18 protein-coding genes and 2 pseudogenes are annotated in these 15,435 nt (G+C 32.6%); 6 read left to right on the top strand and 14 right to left on the bottom strand.

Annotation, left to right across the window (positions count from 1 at the left end; translation table 11 throughout):
• The first annotated feature begins 56 nt into the window (after window positions 1-56).
• On the top strand, window positions 57-494 hold the full coding sequence (locus tag J0J69_RS06930; protein ID WP_055242694.1) for a globin domain-containing protein: 438 nt from the start codon (window positions 57-59) through the stop codon (window positions 492-494).
• Between the two features lie 53 nt (window positions 495-547).
• Here the strand turns inward: J0J69_RS06930 and J0J69_RS06935 are convergent.
• From J0J69_RS06935 to J0J69_RS06950, 4 genes and pseudogenes are all read right to left on the bottom strand, one after another.
• Window positions 548-1,372: pseudogene (locus J0J69_RS06935) on the bottom strand (Rpn family recombination-promoting nuclease/putative transposase).
• A 75-nt stretch (window positions 1,373-1,447) separates the two neighbouring features.
• Entirely contained in the window at window positions 1,448-1,624 is a 177-nt protein-coding gene (locus J0J69_RS06940; RefSeq protein ID WP_201023073.1) for an NUDIX hydrolase, read from the bottom strand.
• Window positions 1,625-1,735: 111 nt separating this feature from the next.
• Window positions 1,736-1,903, bottom strand: a complete 168-nt coding sequence (locus J0J69_RS06945; protein ID WP_201023074.1) for an NUDIX hydrolase — start codon at window positions 1,901-1,903, stop codon at window positions 1,736-1,738.
• Window positions 1,904-2,084: 181 nt separating this feature from the next.
• Window positions 2,085-2,267: an SGNH/GDSL hydrolase family protein gene (locus J0J69_RS06950; protein ID WP_055242696.1), complete on the bottom strand. Its 183-nt coding sequence runs from the start codon at window positions 2,265-2,267 to the stop codon at window positions 2,085-2,087.
• Between the two features lie 301 nt (window positions 2,268-2,568).
• On the opposite strand from J0J69_RS06950, the gene J0J69_RS06955 reads away from it, so the two are divergent.
• Window positions 2,569-2,865 carry a nucleotidyltransferase domain-containing protein gene (locus J0J69_RS06955; RefSeq protein WP_055242698.1) on the top strand — a complete coding sequence of 99 codons (297 nt, stop codon included), beginning with the start codon at window positions 2,569-2,571 and terminating at the stop codon, window positions 2,863-2,865.
• Entirely contained in the window at window positions 2,846-3,241 is a 396-nt protein-coding gene (locus tag J0J69_RS06960; RefSeq protein WP_055242700.1) for an HI0074 family nucleotidyltransferase substrate-binding subunit, read from the top strand. Before J0J69_RS06955 ends, J0J69_RS06960 begins: the two co-directional genes overlap by 20 nt.
• A gap of 85 nt (window positions 3,242-3,326) precedes the next feature.
• Here the strand turns inward: J0J69_RS06960 and J0J69_RS06965 are convergent, their stop codons facing one another.
• Window positions 3,327-6,566 carry an SNF2-related protein gene (locus J0J69_RS06965; protein ID WP_212725696.1) on the bottom strand — a complete coding sequence of 1,080 codons (3,240 nt, stop codon included), beginning with the start codon at window positions 6,564-6,566 and terminating at the stop codon, window positions 3,327-3,329.
• 124 nt (window positions 6,567-6,690) lie between these two features.
• Here J0J69_RS06965 and J0J69_RS06970 point away from each other — a divergent pair, with 124 nt between their 5' ends.
• Window positions 6,691-6,939 carry a DUF1653 domain-containing protein gene (locus J0J69_RS06970; RefSeq protein WP_256637846.1) on the top strand — a complete coding sequence of 83 codons (249 nt, stop codon included), beginning with the start codon at window positions 6,691-6,693 and terminating at the stop codon, window positions 6,937-6,939.
• Window positions 6,940-7,050: 111 nt separating this feature from the next.
• Here J0J69_RS06970 and J0J69_RS06975 read toward each other — a convergent pair whose 3' ends face one another.
• Together J0J69_RS06975 and J0J69_RS06980 are read right to left on the bottom strand one after the other, a co-directional pair.
• Window positions 7,051-7,578, bottom strand: a complete 528-nt coding sequence (locus tag J0J69_RS06975; protein ID WP_212725698.1) for a DUF1836 domain-containing protein — start codon at window positions 7,576-7,578, stop codon at window positions 7,051-7,053.
• Between the two features lie 16 nt (window positions 7,579-7,594).
• The gene (locus tag J0J69_RS06980) at window positions 7,595-8,446 is read right to left on the bottom strand and encodes a DegV family protein (protein WP_212725699.1); all 852 of its coding nucleotides are present in this window, start codon (window positions 8,444-8,446) and stop codon (window positions 7,595-7,597) included.
• A 236-nt stretch (window positions 8,447-8,682) separates the two neighbouring features.
• Between J0J69_RS06980 and J0J69_RS06985 the strand changes: the two genes are divergently transcribed.
• Window positions 8,683-8,919: a hypothetical protein gene (locus J0J69_RS06985; protein ID WP_068759101.1), complete on the top strand. Its 237-nt coding sequence runs from the start codon at window positions 8,683-8,685 to the stop codon at window positions 8,917-8,919.
• A gap of 252 nt (window positions 8,920-9,171) precedes the next feature.
• Here J0J69_RS06985 and J0J69_RS13515 read toward each other — a convergent pair.
• Window positions 9,172-9,335, bottom strand: a pseudogene (locus tag J0J69_RS13515) (diguanylate cyclase).
• Window positions 9,336-9,370: 35 nt separating this feature from the next.
• Window positions 9,371-9,817: a tetratricopeptide repeat protein gene (locus tag J0J69_RS06990; RefSeq protein ID WP_212725700.1), complete on the bottom strand. Its 447-nt coding sequence runs from the start codon at window positions 9,815-9,817 to the stop codon at window positions 9,371-9,373.
• 405 nt (window positions 9,818-10,222) lie between these two features.
• On the opposite strand from J0J69_RS06990, the gene J0J69_RS06995 reads away from it, so the two are divergent.
• Window positions 10,223-11,255, top strand: a protein-coding gene (locus J0J69_RS06995) for an IS630 family transposase (protein ID WP_202966217.1) whose coding sequence is annotated in 2 segments (ribosomal slippage) — window positions 10,223-10,720 and window positions 10,722-11,255 — 1,032 coding nt in all. Because the reading frame shifts where the segments join, the coding sequence is not laid out codon by codon here.
• Between the two features lie 194 nt (window positions 11,256-11,449).
• On the opposite strand, the gene J0J69_RS07000 is transcribed toward J0J69_RS06995, so the two are convergent.
• The 5 genes from J0J69_RS07000 to J0J69_RS07020 all read right to left on the bottom strand — a co-directional run bounded on the left by J0J69_RS07000 (window position 11,450) and on the right by J0J69_RS07020 (window position 15,399).
• On the bottom strand, window positions 11,450-12,364 hold the full coding sequence (locus J0J69_RS07000) for an aminoglycoside phosphotransferase family protein (RefSeq protein ID WP_212725701.1): 915 nt from the start codon (window positions 12,362-12,364) through the stop codon (window positions 11,450-11,452).
• Window positions 12,365-12,470: 106 nt separating this feature from the next.
• Window positions 12,471-13,316, bottom strand: coding sequence for a cysteine ABC transporter substrate-binding protein (locus J0J69_RS07005; protein WP_212725702.1), 846 nt, complete (start codon window positions 13,314-13,316; stop codon window positions 12,471-12,473).
• A gap of 15 nt (window positions 13,317-13,331) precedes the next feature.
• On the bottom strand, window positions 13,332-14,072 hold the full coding sequence (locus J0J69_RS07010) for an amino acid ABC transporter ATP-binding protein (RefSeq protein ID WP_237252477.1): 741 nt from the start codon (window positions 14,070-14,072) through the stop codon (window positions 13,332-13,334).
• A 9-nt stretch (window positions 14,073-14,081) separates the two neighbouring features.
• A complete protein-coding gene (locus J0J69_RS07015) occupies window positions 14,082-14,759 on the bottom strand; it encodes an amino acid ABC transporter permease (RefSeq protein ID WP_212725703.1) in 678 nt (225 codons plus the stop codon).
• Complete coding sequence (locus J0J69_RS07020; protein ID WP_212725704.1) at window positions 14,740-15,399, bottom strand: amino acid ABC transporter permease; 660 nt, start codon at window positions 15,397-15,399, stop codon at window positions 14,740-14,742. The genes J0J69_RS07015 and J0J69_RS07020 overlap by 20 nt, the downstream gene beginning before the upstream one ends.
• Window positions 15,400-15,435: the final 36 nt, after the last annotated feature.

A 15,435-nucleotide genomic window follows, 5' to 3' on the forward strand; every position in this document is an offset into this window, starting at 1 on the left:
CTGTATGTTATTCTATCACTGTCAGTAAGAAAAACAATGAATAAGGAGAGATTTATATGTTAGATCAACATACAATTGATATCATTAAAAGTACTGTCCCTGCATTAAAAGCGCACGGTTTAGATATTACCACAACATTCTACAAAAATATGTTTGAACAAAATCCAGAAGTAGCACCTTTATTTGATATGAGTAAACAAAAATCAGGGGAACAACCAAAAGCATTAGCTATGACAGTTTTAGCAGCTGCACAAAACGTTGATAACTTAGGCGCTATTATGCCCGTTGTACAACGTATTGCCATTCGTCACTGCGACTGTGGAGTAAAAGAAGAACACTACCCAATCGTAGGAAAGCATTTATTAGAGGCTATCAAACAAGTTTTAGGTGAGGCTGCTACAGATGAAATTATCGATGCATGGGCAAAAACATATGAAGTCATTGCACAAGTCTTCATCGATGCAGAAAAGGAAATTTACGCTTCTCGTGCTTAATTTAAAACAAAAAAATCCCCTACCAACTATTTAGGTCAGGGGATTTTTTTCATCTATTCTTTTCTTAAATTATCAATGACCTCAGACGAGAGTCCCGTCATTTTACAAATCGTTTCATTATCTAGAGACTTTAATAAATTTCTTGCTATTTCAAAAGCTTTATTTTGCTCACCTTTACACTCTGCCTCATTCAAAACACTTATGTTATCTTGTAAAATTTTAGAACGCATTTCATATAATAAACGTTCCTCCCTATTACTATTCATACGGATAAGTTCATCCTTTGCTTCCCGGATTTCCTCAATACTCATCTCTAATCGACGTACAGCCTCACTTTCAGGATCGATTAAAAACTCAGTCCAAGCGACTAACATATCCTTAGCATCACTATTTTTCGGAAGTTTAGGAATCTCTATAAAATGAACTTCCATAACATCTGTTAACTCCTCATGCGTTTCTAACTCTTTAAAACGATAAGCAGTATGAAACTTCTCTGATCTTAAATATTTAAAATTCAAAATATTAATACAAATCGTTCTATTTAATTGAGAATAATCTTCTCCATTACTTAACTGCTCTGCATACATCTTACTTAAATAGTAGAGGCTCCTCTTAATCATGTTATATTCATTCTTCAACTGAATTTCAATATTGATAATCTCCTGATTACTTGTTGTTGCTTCAACATCTAATCGAGAATATTTATCCTCTAAAAATTATTTTTCTAAATCTGTCCCTTGAACTTCTACTCGAGTAATTTTATTCACTGGTTTTAAGACTGCATTTAAAAATGAAATTAATACTTTAGGGTGCTTATGTGAACCAAAGATATTTTTAAATACAAAATCAACTTTAGGATCCAATAAACCTCTACTCATCTTAAACCTCCTTAAAAATCAAATATAACCTTTGCCTCTATTATAACGGATATTAATTGATTTTTAATCAATAGATTACATTAAATCTGACTCTAAAAAAGCTTTAATAATTACTACTTCCGGAGGATTAATATTCTCTTGTAAGTCATCTAAAGAGAAGAATTTTAAATCCTTTGCTTCTGCCGCATCTTTTTTCAAGTTTCCTCGATAATCAGTGCAACTATAAGTCGCGATGAAATTTATATACTTCATCCCCATTTGGATATCCGTAATAAAACTCCTCACCTGAAAATATATTAAACAAAGTTAATCTTTTAGCAATGAACCCACTCTCTTCATATAATTCTCGCTTCGCGACTTCTTCTAAACTTCCAGAAGTTCTAAAGTTCCACCAGGCAATCTCCAACAATTATTGTCGTGTCTTAGCTTAAGCAAAAGACGCTCATTCTCATCTAATAAAATTACATTAGCTCCCCCCATCACAATGGGTTGTGAACCAACTAATTGTCTTAAATCCATTATGTATCCCATAATCACTCTCTCCTTTTATAATTCCAAACGTTTGACTCGATACTTAAACATCAATTCATACACCTTATCAGTTGGATGCAAACCATCTCCTTCTGCCATTAACACTTCAAAACCTCGTTTACATCAGCCTGTTTAAACAAACGATTCTCATAACTATCGTCTAATGTGGTAACTGAATTTGTCAGCAATAAAATAACTTCTTTATTATATTTTTTAACTGATTAATAATAGCTACTAAATCATGAAACAAAATCTCCATTTCATTAAAAAGCTTTCGATTATTTGTACCAATCATCAGTAACACCACATCATCATCTACCTCAACTAATTCCGATAAGTAACTTCTTAATTGAGTAGAATTCATTCCACTTCAACCATTAGTAATCACCTTGCAATCAGAATCATACTTTTTCATTACCCCCTCCATTTTAGCTTTATATTTCATATAGTAAAATACTATTTTAAAAGGAATCACTTCTAACTTTACACTTGAATTTCACTCTTATTGTATACTTCAAGTTGATGTAATAAATCTCATTACTCCAATATCTTTCCATAAAACATGAAATACTCAATGATTATCTGTCGTTATTTTTTACACTTATGTTACAATATGAATATGACATAATTAACTTTTGACTTTTCCCATATTAGAGGTGATATTAATGAATCTAGATAAGCAAATACTAAAAGAAATCGGACAGATTGCGACTCATCACCCAGAAATCCAAAAAATATTATTATTTGGTTCACGAGCTAGAGGAGATAATAGTGAGAGAAGTGATATTGATTTAGCTGTCTATGCCAAAGGATCTATCTCCACGTTTATTGAAGAAATAGAACTTATGACGACGACATTGCTTGAATACGATATAACACATATTACTGAATTAACAGAAGATTATTTTTTAGAACAAATTAATAGAGAAGGAATCGTAATTTATGAGAAAAATTCAATATAAATTTACTAATTTAAAAAAAGCCTATCAAAGACTAGTTGAGGTTGCAAATCTATATGATGGAAAAAATGAAATCATTCGAGATAGTTTGATTCAGCGCTTTGAATTCACATATGAATTAACACACAAAACCCTTCAAGAATTTTTTAAATATTCTGGTATTACAATGGAAAATTCATTTCCAAGAATGATTTACAAAAAAGCTTACGCGAACCATTTGATTGATAATGATAAAATATGGATTAACTTATTAGAAGATCGAAATGCAACGTCCCATTTATACAGCGAACAGATTGCTAATGAAATTGCTCATCGTATTGTTACTGATTATGTTGAAGTAATTGGAAAACTGATTGAAAAATTAGACGAATTAATTTAAGCCCATTATATGATGGGCTTTTTTTACATAAAAAAGGCTTAAAGGATATACACAAATAAACGTATATTTCCTTTAAGCTTTCATATTAAGATTCAAATAGTTCTTGAATATCATCCATTGAAAGATGGGTAATGAATGTTTCGCCTTCTTTAACAAGAGAATCTGATAATTCTAATTTTCTTTGTTGAAGTTTTTCAATTTTTTCTTCGATTGTATCTTTTGCGATTAACTTATAAACCTGAACTTTATTTTGTTGTCCCATTCGGTATGCACGATCCGTCGCCTGATTTTGTGCACTCATATTCCACCATGGATCATAATGAATCACGACATCCGCTCCTGTTAAATTCAATCCCGTTCCACCTGCTTTTAATGAAATCAAGAACACATCAGCTTCACCTTCATTAAATCGGTTTGCTAAGGCAACACGTTGTTCCGATTTTGTTTCACCTGTTAACGTAAAATAAGAAATACCTAACTCATCAAGCTTTGGTGCGATTAAATCAAACATTGATGTAAATTGTGAGAATAACAACATACGGTGTCCACTGTCTTTACATTCCTGAATTAATTCTAAACATAAATTTAACTTTGCACTTTCATCTTTATAGTTTTCCAAATAAAGTGCAGGATGACAACAGAGCTGGCGAAGACGTGTTAACATCGCTAACATCTTCATACGACTTTGCCCTTCATTCCCTTCTCCAAGTTCAGCTTGAAGTTCTTTATTCATACTGATAAGTGTTGCTTCATATAACTTACGTTGTGCCTTGTCTAACTCACAGTAAACAACTGATTCTACCTTATCTGGTAATTCCGTTAAGACATCTTTTTTCAATCGGCGTAAAATAAATGGTGCTACTAACTGATGAACACGCGCAAGTAACTTTTCATCTTTATCTTTAATAATCGGATTCTCGTACTGCTTTTTAAACTTCGCATAACTCAATAAATATCCTGGCAAAATAAAATCAAAAATTGACCATACATCTGCAATTGAATTCTCAAGCGGTGTTCCTGTTAAGGCAAAACGGATCTCACCGTTCAGTTTTTTTACCGCCTTCGCATTTTGTGTCGCCTGATTTTTAATATAATGCGCCTCATCTAAAATCACATATTTAAATGCTGCCTCATATTCCTTAATATCACGACGCAGCAAATCGTATGACGTCAAAATCACATCATAATTGTTTAAAGTACTCAATTTCTTGCTGCGCTCACTCACTGTTCCTGTCATCGTCAACACACGTAAATGTGGGGCAAAACGCTCAAACTCTGCTTGCCAGTTGAAGACCAGTGAACTCGGAGTAACAATAAGGCTTGGTTTATCAACTTCTCGCTCGTACTCTGCACACAATAAAGCAATCACTTGTAGCGTCTTCCCAAGCCCCATATCATCAGCTAAAATTCCACCCATTCCATAATCAGATAACGTTCTTAACCAACGATAACCTGTTTCCTGATATGGACGTAACGTCGCTTGTAAATTTTGTGGCAGTTCATATTCCATTTCATCAATTTGTTCAAAATCATTAACTAATTGACGAAAGGCCTTATTTTTCTTAGATTTAACTTCATTTTTTTCAAGCATTCGTTCTAAATAAAGTGCACGATATTTCGAGAGTTGAATTTCATCTTGTTGTAAGTCTTCTTCGGTTAATTCTAAATCCTCTACTAAATTAAAAAACGATTGCATATACTCAGAATCTAACTCTAAAAAGCTTCCATCTTTTAAACGATAATATTTCTTTTTTAATTGATACTGTGCCAACACCTCTTGATACTCGGACACATCAAATGCTAAATCTTCTAATTTAAAAGTCATTAAATCACTTTGTAAACGTACCCCGACTGATACTTTCTTATTCACTTGTTTTGGGCTCATCCCTTTAAAACGTTCCGTCGCATTTACTTCATGCTGTGCAATTAAGGCCGGAACGCCTTGATTCATAAACTGATAAATTTGATGATCATCATTAAGCACCATCTTATCTTTATCAATCTTGAAATCATAAGTTTCAAACACATTCATAAGTTGCGCTTCTTTCACTTTATCACGAACAATAGTTGATGGTAACTCGTCAGTAAGTGGATTATACAAATGGCCATTATAACCATATTCTACTTTTGCCTCAACCGCTAAATCATCATTTAAATCTAAATATACTTTACTATCAAGTTGTGGCATCTCATATTTACCTTGTAAATAATTAATGCTATCATCAGTAACAAATGCGGCAATACGTGGATAAATAACAGATAAGAAGTGAGGAATTTGTTCACTTGAAATATATAAGTAGCCACTCATTACAATAATTTCTTTTAAAATTGGGAAGATATAATTAATAAACTCTTCATCCATAAACCATAAGCTATCCTGTGTCAAAAGGAAATAATCCTTTCCTCGACCACGTATTAACATTTTTCCTTTTGTTTGTGTAAGAAGTAGTCCTTTATTCTTAGCTTGTTCAATCTTCAATTGAATATTTGGTCTTTGATTAGTCATTAAGATAGATTTCCATTCGTCTTTTTCAACATAACAATTTAACTTCGTATTAAGTAATAAATCATGTAATTCACGCAATTTCATAGAACTTAGCAATAAACTACGACGTTCCGAGTTTGGTAATCGATACTGCTGTGTAATAAACTGTCGGTCCTTTACTATCGATTTCACAAAATTTAGAATTTTTAATGATTGCTCATCAAAACGACGAATATCATGATTAAAAGTTAATTCTTTTCCATAAATAAATTCTGATTGTGTATCTATTCGATTAATAAAATCAAACAAATCTTTAATAACATAAAATCGTTTTTTTCCGATCGATAACTCTAATTTTGTTACCTCACCTTCAAATCTTAACTTAGGAATTAAAGATACGGTGGATGTATCTTCTAAATTCATTCTCACCTCTTGAACTAATGAATCTTCATATCGATCTAACAATTGATTAATCGTATTTCTTTGATAAAATACTATAGCATCCTCCCAAGAAATACGACGACTTTTTTGTTCATATTGTGCTTGAAATAGCATTGCTACAACATGTATACAACATGATTGATAGTGATGTGATGCTGGACAGTCACAACCGATACTTTGAATGTTTCCTTTAGTATCGAAATCAGCTTCGGCATGATACTCTCTTCCAGTAAAGTCATGAACAATGGAACAAATTTCATAAGGAGCATCGGAATTTTGAGTTTTTAAAAAATTAATTGTCTTAACAGCTCCAGAATCATGCAAGATGTTCCCGTTATAAAAAATTGAGTCAAACCTTGCTATACGTTCAATCAATGAATCACTTAATTTTAATTTCATAAAAAAATATCCTCCTAAAGCATCTCCTATTATATCAATTATAGGGACACTAATACAAATTTAAACATGAACAAGAAAAAAAGCTATATAATAAAGAAGATAATTGAAGCAAGGAAGTTTTAATGTGAGAGATATTACAAATTCAAAAGGAAAAATCTTTAGACACTTTAAAGGTGATTTATATTTAGTTGAGGATTTCGTCAAACATTCAGAAACGCAAGAAACCATGGTTCTTTATCGAGCCCTATACGGTGAATGCGGCCTTTTCGTACGACCTTATGGCATGTTTGTTGAAGAGGTTCCTGAAGGAAAAGTAAATCCAACCGGACAAAAATACCGATTCCAAGAATATAAAGTTAAGAGCGTCAAATAACTCTACAAAAAAACTCCTACTGAGACTAATTAGTAGGAGTTTTCTTATTTTTTAACATCTGGTTCTAAAAATCGATCGAGTACTAATTCTTCATAAGAAGAAGATTTTCTTTTATTTGCTTTTTTTTGAAGGTATTGCTTCTTTCTTATCGAGTAAATATTTTTGAATAAATAACTTATGTGCAATAGACATGACAGCAGAGCGTAAAACTTCTGTTTCAAATGTAATATTCTTTGCTGAGTTTGGTTCAATGGATTCACGATTAATAAAAACAAACTGTAAGGCTTTCTCTAATTCAACGCAGAAGAAGTCATAAGCCTCCTTTGTTGGATATAAATTCATCTGAATTTTAATCATTTCACAAACTTCTGTTAAACTATAAACTTGTTTAAATAAACAAACGACAATCAAATACGCTAAATGCTTTTCAGTGTAACGACGACCGACTGGTGGAGATACAACCTTTTGTTTGACGTAATTATTTAACATTGTTGGTGTTAATAACTTTTCCTCTGGATTTAAATTTAATGGTTTCAGTACATCTTCGACATACGAAATAACCTGATCCTTGTACAAAGGAATCGTTGGCAATTCATCAAATCTTGGGCAATGAAACTCTAACATTTCTTTATGATCCATAGTTCTTCCTAACTTTCTATTTTAAAATATCATGTTTTTTAATAGCCTGCACTGCAATACATCCTGGACCACCTTGTGCTGTAAAAACGGGTGTCAGCAGCATTACCTCAGTCTCAATACTTCCTATATTTTTAATTATAATATCTTTTGTCTCCATTGCCAACTCTTCATCACATGCATGTGAAATATAAATCTTATATTCATCATTTACGCCTTTCGCTATTAAATCATCACAAATCGCTTGAATTGCTTTTTTGAATGTACGTTTCGTCGCAAATTTCTCTAAACGTGTACTATCCTCAGATAATGTCATGACCGGTACTAACTTTACTAAACCACCAATGCGACCAACCAATGGTGATAAACGTCCACCACGAACTAAATAATCAAAATCTTTCGGAATCAGGAAAGAAGTAGAAGTTTCTATTAGCGATTCAATTTCGCTTACTACTTCAGACTTCGTCTTGCCCGCTTCAACTAATTTCACAGCAACATCTACAAGATAACGATGTGGCCCACAAAGCGTCTTCGAATTGATAACTGTAATATTTTCTTCATGATCGACCATTGACTTTGCCATACATGCTGATTGATACGTTCCCGATAATCCATCCGCTAATGAAATATTAATAATCTCCTCATTAGGATATTTTTCATACATCTCTACGACATCTCCAATTGAAGGTTGAGATGAACTTGGAAAATACCCCTCATTAATCATTTCTACTAAACCTTCAGTTGTTAATTCCTCTAATTCTTTATAGCTTTTATTATTAATCGTTACCGATAACGGTCTAATATCTAAATCATTTTGTTTTGCCTCTTCTCTTGAATAAAGCGTTGATGAATCCGCCACAATCTTAATCATACTAAGCCCTCCATATATAAAAGTTAACATTTCTAATCAACTTAGTTTTTAATACTATATAATTTAGATTAACACCTTTTGTTTGCATTGTCAATCAAGAAAAAATAAACCTGATAGTTCATCTCACTAAAAATAAAGAAAGCTTGTCATCATTTAAAATCGTTCCCCTTAATTACATCTATCGCTTAATACTCTCGAAACAAACGTACATACTATATTTGATAGGAGGTCAAACAATGAATAATAAACAAGAGCAATTCTTAAATTATATCCTTAAAAGAGTTCAAGATGGAAAAATAGATGAAGCACAAGCACTTATTAATGAAAACTTCAAAAAACAAGAGGCTGGTACATTTACTCGTGCTGATATTGGAGAATTCATTCCTAAAATTACGATGTTGATTAAACCTAACCATGTCGATGAGGTTCACAATGTTATACAAGAATTCGCAGCTACTTTTTCTGAAAAATAAAAAACTGCTCTTAATTGAGCAGTTTTTTATTCTAAACTTTTTCATATAAAGTAATTTGATTTGTCCATTTATTTTAAATTGATAAAGAGCTTTATCTGCGGCCACAATTCCTTCATCTAATTTGTCTTTTCCACAATGATAGTGATAAATGCCAAAGCGTGCTGTTATTTTATATGGAGATGAAAAACTAAAGTGAAGTTGTTGTAATTCCTGACTAACGACTTCTACAAACCGTAACACATCAGGTTCAGATTAATCCGCTAAAAAGATAATAAATTCTTCTCCACCATAACGTCCAACTAGCATGGTTTTATTTTTATATTTATTTAATAAATTCCCTACCTGTTGAAGTACCTCATCACCTGCCTGATGCCAAATGTATCATTAACTTTCTTAAAATAATCGACATCAAACATGATAACACTTAATGACTGTGTTTGATCACGATTATCTAATAACTGTTGACCCTTAGCGATACAAATGGCATCTCCAAAATTTTGATAAGATTGCTCATAATCCCTAATCGATAGTTAACGACACCTCTAATACGATAACTTTCCCAAATTAATAAACGATACTTTAATCTTAAAGAATTCTCGAGTGCTTGCTCAATAAATTTACTAGCAGCCTCCAGATTAGAATCCACTAAGTGTAATCGTGCTTCTAATATATCTAGTGCCGTCTTATTTGATTCATCATTTGGCATTGCCAACTTTCGGACTGCGTCAAATGCTCGTTTTGAATTCGTATAATAACCAAGCTCTAAATAACTCAAAGCAATGTTAGCTAAGGCTTGCGTAATCAAGTGATGATCTTTGCTTTTTTTAGCTAAACGTAATCCTTTCATCCCCCAATTTAAACTTTCGTCATACATCCCTAATCCAAAATAAGCACACATCATTCCACTATAATTTGAAATAATTCCTATTTCATCTTGAACTTATCCCAATAATTATAAATCTTTTCTAAATATTCTAAACTTTTTCTCGACTATACTCCTCTATCGCATTAAACCCACAAAAATTCAAAAGTCGGCCACTAATCTGATATAATTCTCTTCTTTGAATGAATTCAATAAATTGTTCTAACTATTCGAATCCAACTTCTCCCTTACATTTCATTCCTCTAATGATTGAGATTACTTCATCGCATGATAACTGTCCTTCTAAAATTTGATTATATATATAAACAGAAATGTAATTCATAGTTTTTAAGTTCAAACACTTGTGGTCAAAATTCGTCAAAATCTATGTTAAAATAGTAGGGATTAAACATACATTTTAAAATAGAAATTGGGGCAACTATGAATCAGACAGAATTAAAATCAATTGAAACAGCGATGCGTGAAACATCATCTAAACAACTTTATACTCGTTATCAAGTGATCTATTTACACTTACAAGGATACAAAAATGTAGAAATCGCTAAGATGGTTCCCTTCACTGCTCAGACCATCGGAACACATGTTAGAAATTATAAAAAGTATGGACTTGAGGGATTAAACCCACGCCCAAAATCAGGCTGTCCGAAGAAACTTTCACCTTCACAGGAAGCTTCTTTAATTGAAACAATAGTTGAGAAAACACCTTCAAGTGTTGGGCTAGAACCTTATATGACTTGGAATTGTAAGCTTCTATGTCTTTGGGTAAAAAGAGAATTTGATATCTCATTTACTAAAGGAGGAATGCGTGACATGTTGTTACGCTTAGGTTTTAGCTACACACGTCCGACTTACTCATTAGCGAGAGCTAGTCAAGAAAAACAAGAGGGATTTAGACAGGAATTTGAACAATTAAAAAATTTTGATTCGTGGAGAGATTGATCATTTATTGTTTCAAGATGAAAGTTCCATTAGAGATTATCAATCATTAGTCAATAATTGGTTTCCCAAAGGAAAACAACGGATCATTCCTACTTACGGAAATAATAAAAGTGTCAAATTAATAGGAATCCTTAACTATGAGACAGGTCACGTTTATGTTCAAGAAGAAGAACGTTACACAGCTGAGATTTTTCTTAAATTCTTAAACAATGTTTTAAAGGAATATCCAAGTGGAAAGATTGTTTTGATTTTAGATAATGCAAGAATTCATCACGCTAAAGTCATACAACCTTTTTTAAACGAACACAAAAATAGATTAAGGTTAGTCTTTTTACCACCTTATAGTCCTGAATTAAACTTAATTGAAGGATTATGGAAATGGTTAAAACAATCTGTGATTCATAATGTCTTTTATAAAAATATAAATGAGATTAGAAACGCTGTTCAAGGATTTATTCAACATATCAATGAAAGACCTTCAGAAGTGATCCAAAGACTCTGCGAAAAAATGTGAAAAACTTATCTGTTTATATATATATTCTGATTAATTCTAAATTTAAAGTACTAATCTCTTTCATTCTAACCATCCCACATCGTGACTATGATTCAAAATCATACCATATTTCGGTAAACACTTGTGTCTTAATGCCCATTTCTTTATCAAAATAAAAAAATCTTCAACCTTTTGAAGATTTTTGTCAAATGCTATTACTTCATTTGTTCAGCTCTATTTAATGGATACCAACTTGGAATAATCAATTTAAAATAATCATAGTCATCAAATGCTATTTGAGCGCGTTCAATCATTTTATCAACATCATTTTGACCAAATTTTTCTGCCCAAGCAATTGAATATAAAGAAGCATGGGCCACATACACCGCTAAAGTTTCCCAAAATTGTACTGGGACTTGATCTTCAAAATAAGCATGAATTTGACCAATACAATATGGAACACTACACTCAATCCCAAAACTTTCAAGCTTATAAAATTCTTCGTAAGGATCTCCGATTTCCCACCGATTAAAATCAATCACTCCAATTGTCCCTTTAGGTGTCAAAATTAAATTTCCTGGATGAAAATCACCGTGCAAATAACACGGACTCCTTCTCCACATTTTATGTATATTACTGTTAATATATTCTAGTATAGAACTATCATTTTTTAGTCTAACGTTAGAGTTCACATAACGATTCAGCTGACTCAATTTCTTAGGTATTTTTGTTTCTTTTGGGAGTTGAGATTTTGGCACTTTTAACGCATGTATTTGTTTTAAAATCATTCCCGCTTCTCTCCCTAACTCATATTGCTCTTTTGTTGATAAATTAGGTAAAGCCTCTTCTAAATCCATTCCTTCAATCCAAGTTAACAGCATATAAACGTACTGATTCTTATTACATGTTCCAAAATCAATCGGCATGGACATCTTAAATCCTAACTTTGAATATTTACTTATCATCTCATACTCTTTTTGTTTCTCATCATAATATGAAATATCTGCAATTCTTAACAGTAACTTTTCATTATCAATCGTCTCAATATAATATTTTAAGTCTTTGGACCAACCTTTCTTAATTGGTTTTATGACTCGCCAATTGCTAAATCCTTTAATATCTTGATACATCCCACTTCCCCCTTCCATCAACTATGATATCCTATTATATTAATTTTTCCTATACTTATAAATAAAAAATCCCTTAAAACATTAAGGGATTTTTCTAATGATATACTTACTCAACCACACCGCCTTCTACAACAATATTATCTGCATCTGCTGCCTCCCCATAAACTGGAGCTAATGTTTCTTCATAATCGGCATGGAAGAATTTTTCTTTTCCGAGTTCAACAATTTCATTATTTAACCAATCTAATAAATCTTGATTCCCTTTTTGAACTGCCGCTGCAATCGTATCAATATTTCCTAATGATTCAATTCCAACACTAAATCCCTCATTTTCAATGGCCCATGCTAATACTTCTGTATTATCCGTAGAAAGCGCATCTCCACGACCATCTAATAACGCATTATAAGCTTCGCTGTACTGATCAAATTTTAATAAGTTAACTTCTGGATAATTTTCTGTAAAAAATGTCTCTGCTGTCGTTCCCTTACATACTATTAACGTTTTACCTTTTAAATCTTCTACATCTGTAATTAAAGCCTTATCAGGTGAAACGACACCAAGAGCCACTTTCATATAAGGAAGCGTAAAATCTACTTTTTCTTTTCGCTCTTCAGTCACTGTAAAGTTCGCTAAAATAATATCGACTTTATTAGAAACTAAATACTCTACACGACTCGCTGCTTCAACTGGTACATACTCAACTTCTACCCCAAGGTCTTTGGCGATACGATTACCAAAATAAACATCATACCCTTGATAATCTCCGTTAGAATCAACGTACCCAAATGGTTTTTTATCACTAAATACGCCAATGACAATTTTGCCACTTTGTTTAATTTCCTCAACCGTTCTTGCTTTTGATTGGCTATCATCCGATGAAGAAGTTTGACACGCTGTAAAAACACCTAACGTTAACAATAAAGTAACCAAACATAATAAACACTTTTTCATTTTCATTCATCCTTTCTATTCAAATTTAAATAGATTTAAAAACTGTTTTGCCCTTTTTGTTTTTGGATTTGTAAAAAATGTTTCTGGATCTGCTTCTTCAATGATTTTCCCTTCATCTAAAAAGATAATTCGATCAGCAATCGCACGGGCAAATTCCATTTCATGTGTGACGATTACCATCGTACTTCCTTCTTTAGCAAGGGAAAGAATCACATCTAATACTTCTCGAACCATTTCTGGGTCAAGGGCAGCTGTCACCTCATCAAACAATAAAATTTCTGGCTTCATACAAAGGGCACGAACGATAGCCACCCGTTGTTTTTGCCCACCAGATAATTGACGTGGATATGCGTTTTTCTTATCAAGCAATCCCACTCGAGCGAGTAATCTTTCGGCTTCTTTAATGGTTTCGGCTTTATCACGTCCTTGCGCTTTTGTAGGGCCTAAGATAATGTTATGTAATACATCCATATGTGGAAACAATTCATAACTTTGAAATACCATGCCAATTTTCTGTCTAATCAATGGCATTTGCTTACTTTGATGACCAATCAATTCATCCTCTAGTAAGATATCTCCTTCTTGAATTTTTTCTAGTCCATTAATGCATCGAAGTAAGGTACTTTTTCCACAACCAGATGGTCCTAAAATTACAACGACTTCTCCTTTTTTTACTTCTAATGATAAATCTGAAAAAATAACATTTTGATCATAACTTTTCGTCACATGGTTTAACTTTAATATCGTTTCACTCATCATCGTTTTTTACACCTCCCACCGCTTCTCTAACTTCGTCGCTAGTAATGAAATTGGATAACAGATAATAAAGTAAAGAAGAAAGATAACACCATAAATCCAAAGAGCAGCACTTGGTACTGTTAATCGAGAAGCTTCAATAATTTGTTGACCAACCTTTACTACCTCTACAACACCGATTAGTACAATTAACGAGGTTGTTTTAATCATACGTGTCACTAAATTAATCATCTGAGGTAATAATCTTCGAATCGTTTGAGGAATAATGACATATTGATAAAGCTGTCGCTTACTTAACCCAATCGCAAGTCCCGTTTCATATTGATGTTTTGGAATAGAACTTAATGCCCCACGTACTAAGTCTCCCATTTCTGCAATTCCCCAAAAAGAAAAAACTAAAACTGCAGCGACCTCACCTGATAAGTTAACTCCAAACGACTTACTTAAGCCAAAATAAGCTAAAAACAGTAACACTAATTGTGGAATAATTCGAACACTCTCTAAGTAGATACGACAGATAAACTTCATAATTCTAGAATTTACACTCATTAAAATTCCCATTCCAACCCCTAAAATCACTGAAATGAAAACCGAGATTAATGAGATTTCTAACGTAACCCATAACCCCTCTAATAAACGAATAAAATTCCTTCCTTCAAATAAAACACTAATTCCCCACTCCTTCATAGCGCACCTTCCTTTCAATGAAGCTTAAAATTAGGGAAATCGGTAATAACAGCAGTAAGTAAGAAATAACTAACATCAGTAATGATTCATCTGTTTTATAATATAACCCGATTAATCCTTTAGCGACATACATTAAATCCGCAAGTGCGACAACACTAAAGACAGATGTTTCCTTAATTAAAAAAATTGTATTGGCAGTAAAAGCAGGTAAAGAAACAACAGCTGCCTGTGGAATAACAATGTATCGTAACACTTGCCATTTTGTTAATCCTAAACTTAATCCTGATTCTGTTTGACTTATTGGAATAGCCTCAAGCCCACTACGAAACGCCTCAGCCATATAACTTCCACCTAAAAAGGTTAACCCTAATACCCCGCATGCTTCAGAACTTAAAAAGATTCCTAGCTTCGGCAATCCGAAATACAAGAAAAACAACTGAATTAATAGAGGAGTATTTCTTGAAAGCTCAATATACACACCAATGATTCGCTGTAAAATTGGAACTTTATAATATCGAATCACACAACAAATAAATCCCCAAAAAGTAGATAATAAAATTCCTAAAAAAGCAATACTAATGGTTAACTTAGCAGCCTCTACATACATCGGTGTATACGTCCTAATAAATTCAAAATCCATGATCTCCCTCCTCACTAAAACTAAATTAACTTGTTC

It is taken from the genome of Turicibacter bilis (assembly GCF_024499055.1).
GTDB classification, from domain to species: domain Bacteria; phylum Bacillota_I; class Bacilli_A; order MOL361; family Turicibacteraceae; genus Turicibacter; species Turicibacter bilis.

Excerpts from the sequence above, each read along its gene's own strand:
- J0J69_RS06940 (WP_201023073.1), bottom strand. The coding sequence starts at position 1,624 with ATGAAGTATATAAATTTCATCGCGACTTATAGTTGCACTGATTATCGA.
- J0J69_RS06990 (WP_212725700.1), bottom strand. The coding sequence starts at position 9,817 with ATGTGTGCTTATTTTGGATTAGGGATGTATGACGAAAGTTTAAATTGG.
- J0J69_RS07005 (WP_212725702.1), bottom strand. The coding sequence starts at position 13,316 with ATGAAAAAGTGTTTATTATGTTTGGTTACTTTATTGTTAACGTTAGGT.
- J0J69_RS06980 (WP_212725699.1), bottom strand. The coding sequence starts at position 8,446 with ATGATTAAGATTGTGGCGGATTCATCAACGCTTTATTCAAGAGAAGAG.
- J0J69_RS06985 (WP_068759101.1), top strand. The coding sequence starts at position 8,683 with ATGAATAATAAACAAGAGCAATTCTTAAATTATATCCTTAAAAGAGTT.
- J0J69_RS07000 (WP_212725701.1), bottom strand. The coding sequence starts at position 12,364 with ATGTATCAAGATATTAAAGGATTTAGCAATTGGCGAGTCATAAAACCA.
- J0J69_RS06975 (WP_212725698.1), bottom strand. The coding sequence starts at position 7,578 with ATGGATCATAAAGAAATGTTAGAGTTTCATTGCCCAAGATTTGATGAA.
- J0J69_RS06945 (WP_201023074.1), bottom strand. The coding sequence starts at position 1,903 with ATGGGATACATAATGGATTTAAGACAATTAGTTGGTTCACAACCCATT.
- J0J69_RS07015 (WP_212725703.1), bottom strand. The coding sequence starts at position 14,759 with ATGAAGGAGTGGGGAATTAGTGTTTTATTTGAAGGAAGGAATTTTATT.
- J0J69_RS07010 (WP_237252477.1), bottom strand. The coding sequence starts at position 14,072 with ATGAGTGAAACGATATTAAAGTTAAACCATGTGACGAAAAGTTATGAT.
- J0J69_RS06965 (WP_212725696.1), bottom strand. The coding sequence starts at position 6,566 with ATGAAATTAAAATTAAGTGATTCATTGATTGAACGTATAGCAAGGTTT.
- J0J69_RS06960 (WP_055242700.1), top strand. The coding sequence starts at position 2,846 with ATGAGAAAAATTCAATATAAATTTACTAATTTAAAAAAAGCCTATCAA.
- J0J69_RS06930 (WP_055242694.1), top strand. The coding sequence starts at position 57 with ATGTTAGATCAACATACAATTGATATCATTAAAAGTACTGTCCCTGCA.
- J0J69_RS06950 (WP_055242696.1), bottom strand. The coding sequence starts at position 2,267 with ATGAATTCTACTCAATTAAGAAGTTACTTATCGGAATTAGTTGAGGTA.
- J0J69_RS07020 (WP_212725704.1), bottom strand. The coding sequence starts at position 15,399 with ATGGATTTTGAATTTATTAGGACGTATACACCGATGTATGTAGAGGCT.
- J0J69_RS06955 (WP_055242698.1), top strand. The coding sequence starts at position 2,569 with ATGAATCTAGATAAGCAAATACTAAAAGAAATCGGACAGATTGCGACT.